The 1,248-nt window shown below is 67.5% G+C and carries 1 protein-coding gene and 1 pseudogene; one reads left to right on the plus strand and one right to left on the minus strand.

The features are described 5' to 3' along the window. A pseudogene (locus ACSFA3_RS24140) lies at nucleotides 1–252 on the plus strand (MATE family efflux transporter); the annotation flags it as partial. Here the strand turns inward: ACSFA3_RS24140 and ACSFA3_RS24145 are convergent. Then, nucleotides 218–1,248: helicase-related protein (locus ACSFA3_RS24145; protein ID WP_435507919.1), on the minus strand; the 1,031-nt coding region annotated here is incomplete at its 5' end. The pseudogene ACSFA3_RS24140 and the gene ACSFA3_RS24145 overlap by 35 nt on opposite strands.

The raw sequence follows: 1,248 nt of genomic DNA on the forward strand, positions 1-1,248 counted from the left end.
CCGTCCCCCTGGTGGGGCTCGCACTACGGCGCGGCCGGCGTGCTGATCGGGCAGGCCGTGGTCTCGTCGATCTTCGGCTTGCTGGCGGTGGTGGTGGCATTCCGGCTGGCCGCGAAGCTGGCACGGCAGGAGGCGCCCGATGCGGCGCCGGCTCCGGTGCTCGATGCACCGGTGGCGCCGACTTCGGCGCTCGCCACGCCGCAGCCTGCAGTGGCTGCTACAGGTCCTGCAGCGTCAGCAGCCGCACCTTGACCGACTTGCCCTTCACGCGGCCGCTGGACAGCTTGCGCGCCGCCTCTTCGGCGATGGCGCGGTCGACCGCCACATAGGTCGAGAACTCGTTGACGTTGATCTTGCCGACCTGGTCTTTCGCGTAGCCGCAATCGCCCGTGAGCGCGCCCAGCACGTCGCCGGCGCGGATCTTTTCCTTGCGCCCGCCCACGATCTGCAGCGTGGCCATCGGCGGCTGCAGCGGTGCGCCCTTGCCCGGCGTGAGCTCGGCCAGTTCGTGCCATTCGGACTCGCGGCCCTGCAGCTGCTCGATCTTTCCGACGCTGCCCATCTCGTTCATGCTGGCGAGGTTCAGCGCCAAGCCTTCGGCGTCGCCCGACTGGCCCACGCGGCCGGTGCGGCCGATGCGGTGGATGTGAATTTCCGAATCAGGCGTCACGTCGACGTTGATCACCGCTTCGAGCTGCGCAATGTCGAGCCCGCGCGCCGCCACGTCGGTTGCCACCAGCACCGAGCAGCTGCGGTTGGAAAACTGCACCAGCACCTGGTCGCGCTCGCGCTGCTCCAGCTCGCCGAACAGCGCCAGCGCGCTGAAGCCCTGGGCCTGCAGCACTTCGACGAGGTCGCGGCACTGCTGCTTGGTGTTGCAGAAGGCCAGCGTGCTGACGGGGCGGAAATGGTCGAGCAGCAGGCTCACGGTGTGCAGCCGCTCGCTGTCTTGCACCTGGTACCAGCGCTGGCGGATCTTGCTGCCTTCATGCTGCGCCTGCACTGTCATCTGCTCGGGGTTCTTCATGAACTGCTGCGCGAGCTTGGCGATGCCTTCGGGATATGTGGCCGAGAACAGCAGCGTCTGGCGTTCCTTGGGGCACTGGCGCGCCACCTTCACGATGTCGTCGAAGAAGCCCATGTCCAGCATGCGGTCGGCTTCGTCAAGCACGAGGATTTCCACGTGCGACAGGTCGAGCATGCCTTGCTGTTGCAGGTCGAGCAGACGGCCCGGTGTGGCGACGAGGA

The sequence above is a fragment of the Variovorax glucosi genome (genome assembly GCF_051216695.1).
GTDB lineage: Bacteria > Pseudomonadota > Gammaproteobacteria > Burkholderiales > Burkholderiaceae_C > Variovorax.